Here is a 15,921-nt window from a genome sequence, read left to right as displayed (position 1 = left end):
CGTGAGCCCCGCCATGAAGCAGTTCCCCGACTCGCCGCACGCGCCCGCGGAGACGCGCGGCTGGCCCCCCATCTCCGTCGTCATGCCGGTCCTCAACGAGGAGCGGCACCTTCGCGAGGCCGTCGACCAGGTCCTCGCCCAGAGCTACCCCGGTGAGATCGAGGTCGTCCTCGCCGTGGGTCCGTCCCAAGACCGCACCCAGGAGGTCGCCGACGCCATCGCGGCGGCCGACCGCCGGGTGACCGTGGTGCCCAACCCGACCGGTCGCACGCCCAACGCGCTCAACGCCGCCATCGCCGCCTCACGCAACGGCATCATCGCCAGGGTCGACGGGCACGCCATGCTGCCCTCCGACTACCTGCGCGTCGCCGTCGAGACGCTGGCCGAGACCGGCGCCGACAACGTGGGCGGCGTCATGGCGGCCGAAGGCGTCACACCGTTCGAGCAGGCCGTGGCCTGCGCCATGACCTCCAAGATCGGCGTCGGCGCCGCGGCCTTCCACGTGGGCGGCACCGCGGGCCCGGCCGACACCGTCTACCTCGGCGTCTTCCGCCGCTCGGCGCTCGACCGGGTCGGCGGCTACGACGAGCACTTCCAGCGGGCCCAAGACTGGGAGATGAACCACCGCATCCGCCAGACCGGCGGGCTGGTGTGGTTCCAGCCGCGCATGCGGGTCTCCTACCGTCCGCGGCCCAACGCGAAGGCCCTGGCCAAGCAGTACTTCCACTACGGCCGCTGGCGGCGCGTGGTCGCGCGCACCCACGAGGGCACGATCAACCTGCGTTACCTGGCGCCGCCCGCCGCGGTGCTGGCCATGGCGCTGGGGCTGGTCCTGTCGCCGTTCTTCCCGCTCACGCTCGTCGTCCCCGGGGGCTACGCGCTGGCCCTCGTGGCCGGCTCGGCGGTCACCGGCAGCGGGCTCCCGGGCGCGGCCAAGCTGCGGCTGCCCCTCGTCTACGCGGCCATGCACGTCTCGTGGGGCTGGGGCTTCCTCACCAGCCCGCGGAGACTGGCCAGGCCGCCACACTGATCACGAGCCCGCGAAGACCCGCTCGACGGCCGCGTCGAAGCGGGTCAGCGCGTCCGGGTACTCCGGCCCGAGCAGGTAGCTCCTGAGCTTGATCCTGGCTCGGGCCAGGGTGTCCTCACCGTCCAGGAAGTCGGCGAGGGCCGCGAGGTCCTCGCCGAGGAGCACCCCCGCCTCGGTGCTCGGGTAGCGCTCGTGGAAGGCGCGCTCGGGCAGCCCCGCGACGTTCGTCACCGCGTACGGCTTCTCGCTGGCCAGGAAGTCGGCCACGACGCTGGAGATGTCGCTGATCAGCAGGTCGCAGTCGTTGAAGCACTCGTACAGGTGCGGGCGTTCGCCGGTGACGATCAGGTGCCTGATCTCCGGCGCCCCGCCGGGGCTCGACGGATGCCTGGCCTTCGACTTCGCCAGCTCGGCCGCCTCGATCATGGACACGATCCTGCGGTGCGCCCGCGCGGCGCTCTTGTCGCGGTGGCCGGTCAGCGGGTGCGGCTTGTAGATGATCCGCAGCGGCGGGTCGTGGTCCAGCAGGGCGCGCACGATGCGCGGGCCCATGGTGATCAGCGACGTGTGGAACAGGTCGTCGTTCCAGCCCTCCCAGGTGGGGGCGTACAGGACCGTCCGGTACGGCAGCTCCGGGCCCTCGGTCGAGATGCCTTCGAGCTGCGGACGGCCGACCTCGTGGATGTTCTCGTCCCGGACGCCCACCCGGGCCCGGCGGTACCGGTCGCGACCGGCCGGACCGGCCACCCACACCTCGTCGTAGACCCGCGAGAACGGGTTGAACGACGCCTCCTTGTCGCTGTCGCCGTGGTTGAGGAACACGCTGCGCAGGGTCGGGATGCGCAGCATGTGGACGTTGCGGCCGACGTTGGAGACGTACAGGCAGAGCTTGGCGCTGAACAGGGCGCGAAAGCTCATCAGGTCGGCCGAGGACGGGATGCACACCATCGGCAGCGTGGTCGACTCCAGGTGCCTGGCCATGCCGCGCTCGCGCAGCACGACGATGGCGCGCCTGCCGAGGCGTTCCAGCGTGGGCAGCCACATCCTGGCCTGGTAGGCGGCGGCCGTCGCGCCGGAGAAGTACAGGATGACCTGGGGGTCGTAGGCCCTGACCTGCTCGCCCACGACCTCCAGCACCCTCGCCCGGTCGCCGAGCGGCCGGGCGCGGCGCACGTACGGGAGCAGCGCCAGCACGCCCGCCGCGCCGAGCAGCAGCGCCACGCCCGCGCCGGCCGCCCCGGCCGCCGCGCCGAACGTCGCGCCCAGCACCGGCAGGACGTCCAGGCCGAGGAAGCGCAGGCCGCGGTGGGCGCCCAGGAACGGGGGCGGCATCTTGGGGATGCGCAGCGCGGAGACGTCGATGTTGCGGGTGGTCACCGGCATGCTGCTCAGCGTCTGCCGCAGCCGGATGGCCAGGCCCGAGTGCGCGGCACGCGCGCCGTGCAGCGCGAACAGCCCGGCGGCCAGCGCCACGAACCACGGCGAGTCGGCCCCCGACACCCGCGCCACCAGCAGCAGCGCGGCCGTCTCCCTGGCCGCGAAACGCAGCGTGGTCCCCAGGTGCATCCGGCCGAGCAGGTCGGTCAGCCCGTCGGCCAGGCGTCCGGCGGCGAACTCCATGGCGTAGGAGACCACGGCGACCAGCCCGAACAGCAGCGGCGCCGGCCACAGCGCCGACGCCAGCAGGACGGGGTAGCAGCCGAGCAGCGCGCCGATCGCCAGCAGTCTTCTCATGCGACCGCACGGTAACAACCCGCAGGTCAAGGGCCTTCCACGCGAACGTCTACGACATGCCCGGACACGTCAGGAGATGGACCCCTTGATCGCGAAGAGCTGCTCGGCGATCCGCAGGTCGTCCGGATGGGTGACCTTGATGTTGCGCTCGCTGCCCGGGACCAGGTGGATCGGCACCTCGGGCAGGTAGCGCAGCACCACCCCGCAGTCGTCGGTGGCCGGGCGCTCGGCGAAGCCCGGGTCGGCCAGGGCCCGCTCGTACGCCTCGCGGATCACCGAGAGCCTGAAGCACTGAGGCGTCTGGCTGCGGCGCAGCCGCGACCGGTCGAGCACCTCGCCGATGACCTCGCCGTCCGGGCCGGGCACGGCCACCAGGACCGTGTCGGAGCTCGGGATCGCCACGTTGACGGCCCGGTGGGTACGCAGCGCCGCCACGCACTCGGTGATGATCCGCGGCTCCAGAAGGGGCCGTACGGCGTCGTGCAGCAGCACGTCGCACTCCTGCGTGCCCAGCGCGCGCAACGCCCGCCACGTGCTCTCCGTACGGCTCCGGCCGCCCTCCACGATCCGGGTGACCTTGCGATGGCCGCCGTTCGCCACGATGTCCTTCACCCGGTCGGTGAAGCCCGGCGTCATCAGCACCACGATCTCGTCGATCTCCGGGGCCTGCTCGAAAACCGCGATCGAGTGCTCCAGAATCGTCCGCCCGGCTACTTCGATGAGTTGTTTGGGTATCTCATGTCCGACCCGCTGCCCCACGCCTCCCGCGAGGAGCACTCCGACCGACCGCAGCGCTGCATCCATGTCGGCAGCGTAACGGTCCGCTTCCGTGATATCGCGTCCCCCTGTCGCTACGCTGAGTCCACGCACTCCCTACCGGGAGGAGACCTGCGCTTTGCCCGACTCACTCACCCGCGAGGGCACGACCACCTCGGTGGTGCTGCTCGCCACGACCCCGGCCTGCCGGCTCTCCTGCGCCGACGGCACGTTGCTCGACCGGCTGAGCGACCAGTTCGCCGGGCTTCCCGTCCGTGACGTCCAGGTGGTGACCCCCGGTGGCGGGCTCGGCGCCGACCTGCGGGGCGTGGCCAAGATCGCCCGGGTCTGCTCGGGCACGGTCGTGGTGCTCCCCGCCGACCTCGTCGCCCACACCGAGGCGCTCGCGCTCCTGCTCGAACATCCCGCGCGCGACACCGGCGCGCTCGTCTCCCACGACGACGCCGCCGCGCCGATGCGTCCGCCCGTACGCGTCGAGTCCGGCAGGGTCGTCGCGGCGGGCAGCTCGTTCCACACCGTCCCCGAGGCCAACGCCACCTTCAGGGGCGTGCTCCAGACCGGCGAGGCCGACCTGGCGTCCCTGGCCGACATCGCCGAGGAGCTGGCCGAGCTGGCCGACCTGGGCAGGCTCGGCCCGGTCACCCCCGTCGAGGCGGTCGACCTGCTGCTGGTGGGCCTGGTCAGAGCGGGCGTCCGGGTGCGCGCCGCCTCGATCGGCCCGCTGCACGCCGACCGCGTGACCGGCCAGAACGCCGCCGACAGCGCTCTGACCAGGCTCGCCGAGGTCGACGAGGCCAGGGTCAGGCTCGACACCTCGGTCAAGGAGGACGACGGCTTCTTCGCCACGTTCTTCGTCTCGACCTGGTCGCGCCACCTGATCAAACCGGCCGTACGGCTCAAGCTCACCCCCAACGCCGTCACCGGCGTCTCGATCGGCCTGGCCGCGCTGGCCGCCGTCTGGTTCTCGGCCGGCACCCAGCCGGGCCGGGTGGCCGGGGGCCTGCTGTTCCTGATGTCGTTCGCGCTCGACTGCCTCGACGGGCAGCTCGCCCGCTACACCCGCGCGTTCTCCCCGCTCGGCGCCTGGGCCGACGGCATGGCCGACCGGCTGAAGGAGTACCTGGTCTACGTCGGGCTCGCCTTCGGCTACGGCGGGACCGCGATCTGGTACCTGGCCGCCGCCGCGATGATCACGCAGGTCGTCCGGCACTCCATCGACTACTCCTACGCGGGGGCGGTCGCCGACGCGGGCCGCGTCGGCGCGCTGTGGGCCAGGCCCGCCCGGTCGCTGCTGGAGCCGGCCGACGCGCGGCAGGCCCACGGGGTGCTCGGGCTCGCCCAGCGGATGGAGGGCGACGCGCTCGCCCGCTGGGTCAGGAAGATCGTCGTGCTGCCCATCGGCGAGCGGACCGCGCTGATCGCCGTCACCGCCGCCGTGTGGAACGCCAGGGTGACGTTCGTGTCCCTGCTGTGCTGGGGCGGGGTCGCCGCCCTCTACCAGCTCGCCGGGCGCGTCGCGAGGTCGGCGCGGTGAGGGGAGCCTGGGCCGGTGCGCAGAAGGCGGCGGTTCGCCGGATCGGGAGGTGGGCAGCGTGATCTCCGTGCACATGACCCCCGTGCCTGAGAGCAAGGTCGTCGCCTACCGCGACGACGGGCCGCTCTCACGCGCGATGGGCCTGCTCGTCGCCGGGCAGCTCCCGCCGCTGCCGCCGGTGATCGCCGGCACGTTCGTCACCGGCGTGCTGCTGCTGATCGGCGTGGCCGGCTCCGACGGGCTCGCGGTGTTCGCGCCCGCCGTGACGCTGCTGCTGGCCGGGCCGGGCAGCACCCACCCGCACGACGGCCGCTTCGACTGGCTCGTGCCGCCGATCCTGCGGCTCATCGAGTACAGCTTCATCGCCGCCTGCGGCTTCGCCCACGGGCTGCCGCCCGTGCTGACCTTCCTGCTGCTCGGCGCGCTCGCCTTCCACCACTACGACCTGGTCTACCGGCTGCGCCAGCGCGTCTACCCGCCGCCCTGGCTCTCGACGCTCGGCCTCGGCTGGGACGGCCGGATGATGGCGGTCTCGCTGGCCGCCCTCGCCGGCTGGATGACCGCCGGGTACGTGCTGCTGACGCTCTACCTGTGGGCGCTGTTCGGCTGGGAGAGCATCACGTGCTGGCTGGCCGCGCCCCGCTCGGGCGTCGAGGCGAGCGAGATGGGAACGCAAGACTAACGCCGGATTACCCGCGAAGGGGCCAAAGGCAACTAACCTTTGGGCACACGTAGTCATGCTCGACCGAGGAGTGCACGTTGCTGGGAATGGTTCTGGCCGCCGGGGCCGGACGACGCCTGCGGCCGTACACCGACACGCTGCCCAAGGCGCTCGTGCCGGTTGACGGCGAAACCACGATCATGGACATCTCGCTGCGCAACCTCGCCGAGGTGGACCTGCGGGAGGTCGTGGTCGTCGTCGGTTACGCGGCGCAGGCCGTCCACGAGCGCAAGGAGGAGCTGGAGAGGCGCCACGGCGTCAAGCTCACCCTCGTGCACAACGACAAGGCCGAGGAGTGGAACAACGCCTACTCGCTGTGGTGCGCCCGCGACTACTTCGCCCAGGGCGTGCTGCTGGTCAACGGCGACACCGTCCACCCCGTCTCGGTGGAGAAGACGCTGCTGGCCGCCCCCGAGAGCAGCGACCTCCTGCTCGCGGTCGACAACGTCAAGAAGCTGGCCGACGAAGAGATGAAGGTGACCCTCTCCCCGGAGGGCTCGCTGCGCCGCATCACCAAGCTGATGGACCCGGCCGAGGCGTACGGCGAGTACATCGGCGCCACGCTCATCAGGCCCGGCGCGGCCGAGCGGCTGACCGACGCGCTCAAGGCGACGTTCGAGCGCGACCCCCAGCTCTACTACGAGGACGGTTACCAGGAGATGGTCGAGCGCGGCGAGGCCGTCCACGTCGCGCCCATCGGCGAGGTCGACTGGGTCGAGGTGGACAATCACGACGACCTGGCCAAGGCTCGCACCATAGCCGTTCGCTACTAGAAGGAGCGCGAATGCCGCTTCTAGCGAGGATGCTGCCGGCGCCCCTGACCATGGAGGTCAGGCGCGGCGCCGTCGCAGAGCTCGGCGCCCTGCTGGCCGACAGCCGCGTGGCGACCTCCGGCCGCGTGGCCGTGGCGGTCGGGCCCGGCCAGGGCGACCACATCGAGCGCCTGATCGCGCCCACGCTCGACCAGGCCGAGGTGTTCAGGGTGAGCGACGGGTCGGTCGAGGCGGCCGTCTCGCTCGGCGCCGACCTGCGCAAGGGCGCCTACGAGGTCGTCGTCGGGGTCGGCGGCGGCAAGACGATCGACGCGACGAAGTACGCCGCCTCGCTCGCGGGCATCCCGATGGTGGCCGTGGCCACCAACCTCTCCCACGACGGCATCTGCTCGCCCACCGCCTCCCTCACGTACGAGGGGGGCAAGGGCACGTTCGGCGTGCCGATGCCGCTGGCGATCCTGGTCGACCTCGACTTCGTGCACAACGCGCCCAAGTCGCTGGTCAGGGCCGGGATCGGCGACGTCGTCAGCAACCTGTCGGCGATCGAGGACTGGCAGCTCGGCAGCGTCGAGCGCGGCGAGCCCATCGACGGCCTGGCCTGCTCGATGTCCCGCACCGCCGCCGAGGCGCTGGTCGGCCGGAGCGACGGCATCGAGTCCGACGCGTTCCTGACCGTCCTGGCCGAGTCGCTCATCCTTTCCGGCATGTCGATGGTCGTCGCGGGGTCGTCACGGCCCGCGAGCGGTGGAGATCATGAGATCCTTCATGCCGTGGATCAGCTCTTCCCCGGCACCTCCAACCACGGCGAGCTCGCCGGCATCGGTGCCGCCTTCTGCTTCTTCCTGCGGGAGGACACCGCCAGGGTGACCCAGGTGGTCGACTGCCTGCGCCGGCACGAGCTCCCGGTCGTGCCCGCCGACATCGGGCTCACCGGCGAGCAGTTCGCCGACGTCGTCGCGCTGGCGCCGTCGACCCGTCCCGGCCGGTACACGATCCTGGAGCACCTGCGCATGCAGGACTCCGAGATCCGCGATCGGGTGGGGGACTATGTCCGGGCCTTCGGTAGCTGAGCTGCGGCGGGTAGCCCAGCCCGAGGGCCATCTCGACCGCAGGAACGGCGAACACTGGGCAGGCGTGCTCTACATGCGCCGGCTGTCCATCTACGTCACGTGGCTGACGAGCAAGACGTCGATCACGCCCAACCAGCTCACCTGGGTGATGACGATCGCCGGGGTCGCGGCGGGCTTCGTGCTGGCCCTGCCGGGGCTGTGGGCGGCCGTGCTGGCCGCCCTGCTCGTCCAGGTCTACCTGCTGCTCGACTGCTCCGACGGCGAGCTGGCCCGCTGGACGGGCAAGACGTCGCTGGCCGGGGTCTACCTCGACCGCGTCGGGGCCTACTTCACCGAGGCCGCCGTGCTGGCCGGGCTCGGCTGGCGGGCCTCGGCCGTCCTGCCCGACTGGTACACCGTGCTCGGCTTCGCCGCCGCGCTCGGCGCGATCCTCATCAAGGCCGAGACCGACCTGGTGGAGGTCGCGCGGGCCAAGGGCGGGCTGGGCGCCTCCTCCGAGGCGTCGGCGGTGCAGTTCCGTTCGGGGCTGCTCGGTCTGGGCAGGAGGATCCTGGCGGCGACGAAGTTCCATCGGATCATGCAGCCGATCGAGCTGTCCCTGCTCGCGGTGGCGGCCGCGGTGATCGACCTGGCGACCGGAGCTCTCGGGGCCTCCCGGGTGCTCATCGTGGCCTGCGTGATCGCCGCCGCGCTGCAGACCGTGCTCCATCTGATCAGCATTATGGCGTCGAGGCGGCTTGGGTGATCTCATGTCGGAACCGGAGGAGCTTCCCGTCCGTCGTATTGATCGGACGTCCGCCGTTCGGTGGGGGTTCACCATCGGTTCCGATACGCTTAGCTCCACCATTGTCAACAAGATGCAGACCAGCAGACTCGGTGATCATGAAAGAATGTTCCGCTCGTGTCCTCAACGCGTCAGGACGATGACCCGTTGAAGATTTCGTGCGTCATCCTCACCATGGGCAACCGGGTCGCGGAGCTGAACCGGGCCGTCGAGTCCGCGCTCAACCAGATCGACGGCGACGTCGAAGTCGTGATCGTGGGCAACGGCGCCGACGTACCCCAGGTGTCGGCCACGCCACCCGAGGGCTCGGCCGCGGTCGTGAAGACGATCCGGCTCGACCACAACACCGGCATTCCCGCCGGCCGTAACCGCGGCGTCGAGGAGTGCTCCGGCGACGTCGTGCTGTTCCTCGACGACGACGGCTGGTACGCCAACCAGAAGGTCGTCGCCCACGTGCGCGACCGGTTCGCCACCGAGCCCGACCTCGCGGTGATCTCCTTCCGGGTGATGGACCCCGAGGGCGGCGTCGGCCAGCGGCGGCACGTGCCCCGGCTGCGCGCGGGCGACCCGCAGCGCTCCTCGCCGGTCACCACGTTCCTGGGCGGCGCCTCGGCCGTGCGGCGTTCGGCCTTCCTCCAGGTCGGCGGCCTGCCGGAGCGGTTCTTCTACGCGCACGAGGAGACCGACCTGGCCTGGCGCCTGCTGGGCGAGGGCTACCGGATCGAGTACGACGCCGAGACCGTCATGTACCACCCGCAGGTCCCGCCGACCCGCCACGCGCAGTTCTACCGGCTCAACGCCCGTAACCGCGTCTGGCTGGCCCGTCGTAACCTGCCGTGGCCGCTGGCGTTCCTCTACCTGACCAACTGGGTGGTGCTCACCCTGATCCGCGAGCGCCGTTCGGGGGTCGCGATCAAGGCGTGGTTCTCCGGCTTCTTCGAGGGGCTGCGCACGCCCGCCGGCGAGCGCCGTCCCATGGCCTGGCGCACCGCCTGGCGCATGGTCAAGCTCGGCCGCCCGCCGATCGTCTAGACCACCTCCGCCTCGCCGAAGGTCATCGAGGCGCGGGAGACGGTCGAGGCGAACAGCGCCCGCCTGGGCAGCCCCAGCTCGCTGAGCTCCTTGGCGATGGGGTGGTTGCCCAGGCGGATCAGCGCGCCGCCCGGCCGCACACGGGCGCCCCCGGCGCGTACGGACCACGGGATGCGCCGGGTGACGCCCTCCAGATGGGTGAAGGCGTCGAGCGGCGTCATGGCGGCCGGCGCCGGCACCCCGGGCCTGATCAGCATGTCGAGCACGAGCCTGCCGTCCTTGCGCAGCACACACCGTTTGTACGGCGACCCGAGCCGCAGCTCGATGTCGGCCAGCTCCTTGGGAAAGCCCCAGATCGTCCGCCCCGCCTCCAGGGTGAACCGCTGGTCGACGGGCAGCCAGTGGACGAAGACGCCCGCGCCGCGCAGGTCGCCGAGCCCGACCGAGCCCGCCGCCCCCGGCCGCCTGATCAGGAAGGCCATCCCGAACTCGTGGTAGGTGTCGAGGTCGCCGCTGCGGTAGTCGACGAACAGCAGCACGCACACGGCCTTGCCGGGGAACACCTCGGCCACGTCGAGGCCGGAATAGGCGATCACCGCCCGCGCCGCGTCGGCCCGCACCGCGTAGAAGGCGCTGCACACCTCCGCGTCCTCCACCCGCACAGGCATGCCCACCGTCCGGCCCTGGATCAGATGCGATGCCATGGATCCAGTACATCAACCCCGGCGCCCGCTGGCCATTCCTACACCGCCAGCGCGTGTTCGGGCAGTCCCGCCCACGACTCGGCCAGCTCGACGAAGTCCGCGGCCCGGTCGGGCCAGTGGTGGCGCAGCCGGGCCTCGACGTGCCCGAGCGCCCCCAGATCGGCCCGCCGCACGGGGTCCTCCTTGAGGTCCAGTACGGCGTCCAGCAGTGCGTTCACGTCCAGGGGCACGACCAGGCCGCAGCCGATGCCCTTGACCAGCGGGGCGGCCTGCGGGGTGGCGATCACCGGCAGGCCGCGGCCCATGTAGTCGAGGATCTTCGTCGGCGGCCCGGTCACGGCGTCGCCGGCCAGCGACAGCCCGGCCAGCGCGCCCTCGGACATGCGCAGGGCGTGCCGGTTGGGCACGTACCCGAACCAGTCGAGCAGGCCGACGCGCTGGGCGTCGCGCAGCAGCGGGCGCACGTCGCGGTCGGCGGCGCCGATGAGGTCCATCCGGATGCCGTGCGGCGCCAGGCGCTCGGCCAGGGCGATCAGCTCGGCCACGCCGCGGTCGGCCGACAGGCGGCCGATGTGCACGACCCTGGTGTCGCCGGGAGGGGGCGGGCTGGGTGACACCAGGGTCGCTTCCGGCACCACCGCGGAGGTGATCACGTGGTGCCGTCTCTCCGCGCGTGCCCGCCGTCTGGGGGAGACGTCCTCGCGGACGTCCCAGACGACCGGAGGACGCCGGTGGGGCAGCGCGCGCAGCAGCCGGTGGTCGTGCACGATCAGCAGGTCGGCGTCCCGTACGCCGCGCCTCAGCGCCGCGCGGGCCTTCCCGTACGGCGCCTGCCGGGCGACGTCGACGGCGGTGAGCCCGACGGCCGGGGTCACGTTGTAATAGGTGAACGGCGCGACGTAGGTCACCTCGTGGCCCGCGTCGAGCAGCGCCCTGATCTGCCGGTGCATGATCCGGGCGTCCTCGGGATGGTGGACGGTGGTGGCGACACATGCGCGCATGTGTCGATGCTCCGCGCCTACCAGGTCAAAGGCGTTAACTCAGGTAGAAGTGCCGCTTAACTTCCAGAGGGGCGGCGATAGAGCCAGGTCAGGCGAGGTTCGAGCACCCACTTGAAGACCGTACGCGTCTCTGGCAGGCACAACACGATCGCCAGCGCGAACGAACTGGACGCGATGGCGAGCACGCCGAGCGGCCCGTGCAGCCACGGCAGGGCCAGCCAGCCCTGGTCCTTGGCGATCAGCACGGGGATGCCGTGGAGCAGGTAGCAGTAGAGCGTGCGGGTGCCGAGGTCGGAGTACCAGGTCTCGCCGCGCGGCACCAGCGCCAGCACGGCGAAGCACATCGCCAGGGCGCAGACCAGCAGCCCGGCCTTGAGTAGCAGGCCCATCCACCAGGACAGGTCCATGTCCTGGAAGCTGTGCTTGAAGTAGAACGGGTCGAGCGGCGCCTTGGGCGCGATGACGATGGCCACGGCCGCCGCGCACAGCAGCGTGACCCCCGAGACGATCTTGATCCACAGCTTGTTGAGCATCTCGAAGTGCTCGGGCTGCATCACCAGGCCGAGCACGAAGAACGGCAGCAGGCCGAAGAAGCGGTCCATGCTGAAGTCGCCCGTGATCTGCGAGAACCCGGCGAACATGTAGATCACGATGGCGACCGGGACCGGGTGTTTCATCCGCTTCCACACCGGTGTGGACAACCGCCAGAACAGCAGGGCCAGCAGGTACCAGTTGAGCCACGCCGGATCGATGATCGTGAGGCTCCACTTCTGGCCGAGCCCGTAGCGGACGGCGGCGTAGCCGATCTCCACGATCACGTACGGCACGACGAACGTGTCGACGAGCTTGTTCGTCTTCGCGTTGGAGTTCCAGAAGTTCCTCGACAGGTAGCCACTGATCAGCACGAACAGCGGCATGTGGAACATGTAGATGTAGATGTAGAGCGCTCTGGAGGAATGGGCCGAGAGCGTGGGCACCAGCGAGTGACCCAGCGGCACGAGCGCGATCAGGATGAACTTGACGTTGTCGAGGTAGGGATCGCGCCTGCGCTTGGGCGGCTCGGGCTCCTCGGCGGGCTCCTGCCGCTCCTCGGGGCGCTCGGCCGTCGCGATGCCGTGGGGGTCGGTCTGGTTGCCCCAGGCGGACTCCTGGGGCAGGGGCCAGCGAGCTCCAGTGTTCGCCGGCCCGCCTTCCTCGACGGGGCCGTCAGGGCTCCGCGGGGTCGTGACCGGTGGGGAGAACTTTGTGTCAGACACAGGGGAGCTCAGCTTCGCTAGGGGCCGGGGTGCACGACGCAACTCTGACATTTCATACTTACAACCGCCTTAACAGCGGCCGTGTCGCGCTGCGTCGCCGACCCGCAAACATTATCTCGATCTAGTGGTCCCTGTCTCACGGGACGCCCGGTTCCACAGGGAACTTGGAGCCTCAGGTGCACACGTTCTTCTGGTCGGAGGCGGTGATCGTGCTGTTGGTCACGCTGTCAGGAAGCTTGGTCACCTTGACCGACTTGAAGTCCGAGCCCACGACGAGCTGGAGCACCGGAGCGCCCTTCCCGCCGGTCCCGGCCGCCACGCCGGAGGTGTAGGGCTGCGGGTTGGTCGCGGTGACCTTGCCCGCCGAGGGAGCCGGCTTGGGCAGCACCGCGCCGGACAGCACGGCCGCGTAGTCGGCGCCGGTGGCGGCGCCCTTGGCGTAGTGGATCTCGCTGGCCGGCAGGCTCGCGCCGTCGGCGGCCTGGTAGTTGCCCACGCCGACCACGTTGAAGCCCTGCTTGGCCAGCTCGTCGGCCACCAGGCGGGCCTTGCCCGGCGTGGTGGTGCCGTTGAGCACCTGGACCTTCACCTGCTCGGGCTTCGGCGTGACCTTGGGCTTGGTGCTCGCGCTGGCGCTCGGGGACGGGGCGGGGAGCTCGGTGTCGCTGATGATCGAGGCCCACAGCGCGGAGGCGTCGGGCTCCTTCCAGACCACCCGGTTGGGGTCCTGGGGGTCGGGCAGCCACGGGATCGTGGTGAGCTGCACGCCGCCCGCGGTCAGCTCCTTGGCGCTGGTGGCGATGTCGATGAGCTGCTGGGTGTCGTTGGCCAGCTCGGGGTCCATGGTGACCGAGCCCGCCGCCGCCTTGATGAAGCCGGTCAGCTTGCCGATGTCGGTGAGCAGCTCACTGCTCGTGGCCTTGGCGATGACCTTGCTGAGGAAGATCTGCTGGCGCTTGATGCGCTGGATGTCGCTGCCGTCGCCGTAGTGGCGCAGACGTACGTAACCGAGCGCCTTCTCGCCGTTGAGCAGGCTCTTGCCCGGAGGCAGGACGAGATGGGATGCCTTGTCGTTGACGCCGGACTTGAGGCAGATCTCGATGCCGCCGAGGGCGTCGACGATGTTCTTGAAGCCGCTGAAGTCGACCTCGACGAAGTGGTTGATGCGGATCTGGGTGAGCGTCTCGATCGTGGAGATCGTGCACGCGATGCCGCCGGAGTTGTACGCCGAGTTGATCATGTCCCGGCGGGGCGGCATCTCGGCCTTGGTGGTCTCGTTCTTGCACTTCGGGATCTGCACCATCGAGTCGCGCGGGAAGCTGATCAGGCGCGCCTTGTCCCGGTTGGGGGAGATGTGCATGACGATGATGGTGTCGGTGCGCTTGCCGCCGGCGTCGGCCGTCCTGGCGATCTGCTGGCCGTACTTGGCGTTGCCCTTGCCCGCGCGGGTGTCGGAACCGACGAGCAGCACGTTGAGCGCGCCCGTGTCACGTGGACGCGGGTTGATGATGTCCTCTTTGACGCTCTTCTGGGTGATGTTGCCGAAGGCGTCGCGGTAGACGGTGTAACCGGTCAGCGCGCCCGCGACCATGACCGTGGTGGCGGCGATGCTGACCCAGGCCAGCACCCGCATCTTGCCCTGCCCGCCGCCGCCGTCGCCCCGGTGGCCGCGCGAGGGCCGGTCGTCGGGCGGAGGAGGCGGGGAGCCCGCCGCCCGTCGCGCCATCCGGCTGCCCGGAGCGCTGGGGGCGACTCTGGCGTCCTGCATGGACGCGCTCCTGTAGTCACTCATACGCCCCCCAGCCTCGTTCCCTGCGCCAACGCGCCGGCTTGGTCGCTCCGCGCCACGAGATTAGGTCACGTACGGCGTGCCCGGTGCCATGACCGCCGGAAACGACCGTGACCCGGGCGTGATGTTTCCGCGGCACAGCATACTCAGAGCCGGACATTTCGTGGAATATCATTGCCAAAGTCTTTCCCGCTTTCTGACCGTCTCCGCAGGTCAGGCCGGACGCTCAGAGCCCCCGCGAGGCAGGCCAGAGGCACGGCCGGGAGCACGTACCGGTAGTCGAACTCGGCCACGGCGGGCGGTGTGACGAGCAACACGACGGCTGCCGACCAGGGCACCAGCCACGACGGCGGGCCGGCGTGGCGCAGACCCCGCGCCCTGCGCACGGCGGCCGCGACGGGCGACGCGAGCAGGAGCGCCAGCAGCACCGGGCCGGGCAGGCGCACCACGCTCTGGTAGCCCCGCAGCCATCCGGCGTAGGGCTCGACGATCTCCGTACCGATCGCACCCTGCTCGTAGAGCTTGGCATACTCGGCGCCGACCCGCGCGGGATCGCGGCCAGGCGGTCCGGGCGGGGTCACCGGGAACTCGTAGTAGGCGTAGATCTCCGCGTCGGGATAGACCGGACGCCCCCACGTGAACGTGCGGCCCAGCTCGGCCAGCACCGAGCCCGCGTAGTCGAGCGGCTGGCTGGTGACGGCCAGGGTCGCGAACCTGGAGGCCAGGTCGTCGTTCGCCTTCGTGAACGTGATCCCCGGCAGTTTCACCAGCGGCGAGTCCTTGCTCCAGATGTACTCCTGCGAGGGCGGACGCCGCTCCGGCGGACGGGGGTCGCACAGGACCCGCAGGTCGGCCGGCGGGTTCATCCTGGCGCAGTCGGCGAAGGACATCGTGCGGGCGTAGAGGAAGGCGCCGTTCGCGCCCACCAGGCCGACGCGGTGGTGGGCGGCGTAGAACCAGGCGCCGTAGGCGACCACCGGGACCAGCGCGGCGGCGAGCAGCACCCCGGCCAGGCCCACGCGCCTGCGCAGCACGAACCACGCGGCCAGGACGACGATGAGCGGCTGGCCGACGGTCCTGGTCAGGGTGGCGGCGGCCAGCAGGAGGCCGAGGGCGGCGACGGTGGCGGGCCTGTCGGTCAGGCTCAGCGCCACGGCGGCCACGATCAGGAACAGGAACAGCGCGTCGGAGACCAGCAGGTGCTCCAGCTCGACCTGGTACGCGTCGAGCAGCACGGGGACGGCCGCGAGCGTGCGCGCCCAGCGGGGGGCCCGGCGCGCGGCCACGTAGACGATGACGCCGGTGGCCAGGCCGAGCAGGTGCTGCGCGGCGGTGACCGCCCAGAAGCCGTGGAAGGGCTCCAGGAGCTTCATGAACATCGAGTAGCCCGCCGGGCGCACCAGGTCGGGGCGCGGCCGGAAGACGGTGACGACGTAGGTGTAGGAGTCGGGGAACCACAGGGCCGGGCGGTAGCCGAGCATGGCGAGCGCGCGCAGCGCCGCGCCGACCGCCAGGACGCCCGCGAACCAGCCGTGCCGCCGCCACCAGGCGGGCTCCCTGAGGCGGGAGGCGAGCCGCCGCCTGCCGCGGGGCGCGCCGTCCTCGGCGGGGGCTCCCGCGGGAGGCTCCGGCTTCAGCCGCGCGTCGTCCCGCTCCTCCTGCACCTCGCGTACGCTACCCGCGTTTTCGTGGACGCCGTGACTCCGGCGTTGGATA

Annotated in this window: 14 protein-coding genes; 7 read left to right on the top strand and 7 right to left on the bottom strand. The window is 71.0% G+C overall.

The genetic code is table 11. From position 1 onward, the window contains the following. The first annotated feature begins 13 nt into the window (after window positions 1-13). Window positions 14-1,030, top strand: a complete 1,017-nt coding sequence (locus tag ACIHAD_RS03125; protein ID WP_397352664.1) for a glycosyltransferase family 2 protein — start codon at window positions 14-16, stop codon at window positions 1,028-1,030. On the opposite strand, the gene ACIHAD_RS03120 is transcribed toward ACIHAD_RS03125, so the two are convergent. Both ACIHAD_RS03120 and ACIHAD_RS03115 read right to left on the bottom strand, forming a co-directional pair. Continuing rightward, on the bottom strand, window positions 1,031-2,764 hold the full coding sequence (locus tag ACIHAD_RS03120; RefSeq protein ID WP_397352663.1) for a CDP-glycerol glycerophosphotransferase family protein: 1,734 nt from the start codon (window positions 2,762-2,764) through the stop codon (window positions 1,031-1,033). It abuts the gene before it with no gap. Window positions 2,765-2,833: 69 nt separating this feature from the next. Continuing rightward, window positions 2,834-3,568: a 2-C-methyl-D-erythritol 4-phosphate cytidylyltransferase gene (locus ACIHAD_RS03115; RefSeq protein ID WP_397352661.1), complete on the bottom strand. Its 735-nt coding sequence runs from the start codon at window positions 3,566-3,568 to the stop codon at window positions 2,834-2,836. Window positions 3,569-3,659: 91 nt separating this feature from the next. Between ACIHAD_RS03115 and ACIHAD_RS03110 the strand changes: the two genes are divergently transcribed. From ACIHAD_RS03110 to ACIHAD_RS03085, 6 genes are all read left to right on the top strand, one after another. Continuing rightward, the gene (locus tag ACIHAD_RS03110) at window positions 3,660-5,075 is read left to right on the top strand and encodes a CDP-alcohol phosphatidyltransferase family protein (RefSeq protein ID WP_397352659.1); all 1,416 of its coding nucleotides are present in this window, start codon (window positions 3,660-3,662) and stop codon (window positions 5,073-5,075) included. Window positions 5,076-5,133: 58 nt separating this feature from the next. Beyond that, window positions 5,134-5,757 (top strand): DUF5941 domain-containing protein, encoded by a 624-nt coding sequence (locus ACIHAD_RS03105; protein ID WP_397352657.1) that lies wholly within the window; start codon window positions 5,134-5,136, stop codon window positions 5,755-5,757. A gap of 77 nt (window positions 5,758-5,834) precedes the next feature. Beyond that, entirely contained in the window at window positions 5,835-6,569 is a 735-nt protein-coding gene (locus tag ACIHAD_RS03100) for a sugar phosphate nucleotidyltransferase (RefSeq protein WP_397352656.1), read from the top strand. A gap of 29 nt (window positions 6,570-6,598) precedes the next feature. Further along, a complete protein-coding gene (locus ACIHAD_RS03095; RefSeq protein WP_397353031.1) occupies window positions 6,599-7,639 on the top strand; it encodes an iron-containing alcohol dehydrogenase family protein in 1,041 nt (346 codons plus the stop codon). After that, window positions 7,617-8,384, top strand: a complete 768-nt coding sequence (locus ACIHAD_RS03090; RefSeq protein WP_397352655.1) for a CDP-alcohol phosphatidyltransferase family protein — start codon at window positions 7,617-7,619, stop codon at window positions 8,382-8,384. The genes ACIHAD_RS03095 and ACIHAD_RS03090 overlap by 23 nt, the downstream gene beginning before the upstream one ends. A 186-nt stretch (window positions 8,385-8,570) precedes the next feature. Further along, window positions 8,571-9,455, top strand: coding sequence for a glycosyltransferase family 2 protein (locus ACIHAD_RS03085; RefSeq protein WP_397352654.1), 885 nt, complete (start codon window positions 8,571-8,573; stop codon window positions 9,453-9,455). Here the strand turns inward: ACIHAD_RS03085 and ACIHAD_RS03080 are convergent. The 5 genes from ACIHAD_RS03080 to ACIHAD_RS03060 all read right to left on the bottom strand — a co-directional run bounded on the left by ACIHAD_RS03080 (window position 9,452) and on the right by ACIHAD_RS03060 (window position 15,869). Then, on the bottom strand, window positions 9,452-10,159 hold the full coding sequence (locus tag ACIHAD_RS03080) for an acetoacetate decarboxylase family protein (RefSeq protein ID WP_397352653.1): 708 nt from the start codon (window positions 10,157-10,159) through the stop codon (window positions 9,452-9,454). The two genes, ACIHAD_RS03085 and ACIHAD_RS03080, sit on opposite strands and share 4 nt — an antisense overlap. Window positions 10,160-10,197: 38 nt before the next feature. Further along, window positions 10,198-11,160, bottom strand: a complete 963-nt coding sequence (locus tag ACIHAD_RS03075) for a glycosyltransferase (RefSeq protein WP_397352652.1) — start codon at window positions 11,158-11,160, stop codon at window positions 10,198-10,200. A 56-nt stretch (window positions 11,161-11,216) separates the two neighbouring features. After that, window positions 11,217-12,416, bottom strand: coding sequence for an acyltransferase family protein (locus ACIHAD_RS03070; RefSeq protein ID WP_397352651.1), 1,200 nt, complete (start codon window positions 12,414-12,416; stop codon window positions 11,217-11,219). Window positions 12,417-12,588: 172 nt separating this feature from the next. Beyond that, window positions 12,589-14,184 (bottom strand): LCP family protein, encoded by a 1,596-nt coding sequence (locus ACIHAD_RS03065; protein ID WP_397352650.1) that lies wholly within the window; start codon window positions 14,182-14,184, stop codon window positions 12,589-12,591. A gap of 167 nt (window positions 14,185-14,351) precedes the next feature. Continuing rightward, complete coding sequence (locus ACIHAD_RS03060; RefSeq protein ID WP_397352649.1) at window positions 14,352-15,869, bottom strand: hypothetical protein; 1,518 nt, start codon at window positions 15,867-15,869, stop codon at window positions 14,352-14,354. Window positions 15,870-15,921 lie beyond the last annotated feature (52 nt).

It is taken from the genome of Nonomuraea sp. NPDC052265 (assembly GCF_044547985.1).
In the GTDB taxonomy this organism is placed as follows: Bacteria; Actinomycetota; Actinomycetes; order Streptosporangiales; family Streptosporangiaceae; genus Nonomuraea.
Note: the sequence above shows the minus strand (reverse complement) of the source record. Positions and strands in the feature narration are given on the sequence as shown.

Bases quoted from the DNA above. Each gene is read 5' to 3' on its own strand.
- ACIHAD_RS03125 (WP_397352664.1), top strand. From the start codon at position 14: ATGAAGCAGTTCCCCGACTCGCCGCACGCGCCCGCGGAGACGCGCGGC.
- ACIHAD_RS03120 (WP_397352663.1), bottom strand. From the start codon at position 2,764: ATGAGAAGACTGCTGGCGATCGGCGCGCTGCTCGGCTGCTACCCCGTC.
- ACIHAD_RS03115 (WP_397352661.1), bottom strand. From the start codon at position 3,568: ATGGATGCAGCGCTGCGGTCGGTCGGAGTGCTCCTCGCGGGAGGCGTG.
- ACIHAD_RS03095 (WP_397353031.1), top strand. From the start codon at position 6,599: ATGCTGCCGGCGCCCCTGACCATGGAGGTCAGGCGCGGCGCCGTCGCA.
- ACIHAD_RS03090 (WP_397352655.1), top strand. From the start codon at position 7,617: ATGTCCGGGCCTTCGGTAGCTGAGCTGCGGCGGGTAGCCCAGCCCGAG.
- ACIHAD_RS03080 (WP_397352653.1), bottom strand. From the start codon at position 10,159: ATGGCATCGCATCTGATCCAGGGCCGGACGGTGGGCATGCCTGTGCGG.
- ACIHAD_RS03075 (WP_397352652.1), bottom strand. From the start codon at position 11,160: ATGCGCGCATGTGTCGCCACCACCGTCCACCATCCCGAGGACGCCCGG.
- ACIHAD_RS03065 (WP_397352650.1), bottom strand. From the start codon at position 14,184: ATGCAGGACGCCAGAGTCGCCCCCAGCGCTCCGGGCAGCCGGATGGCG.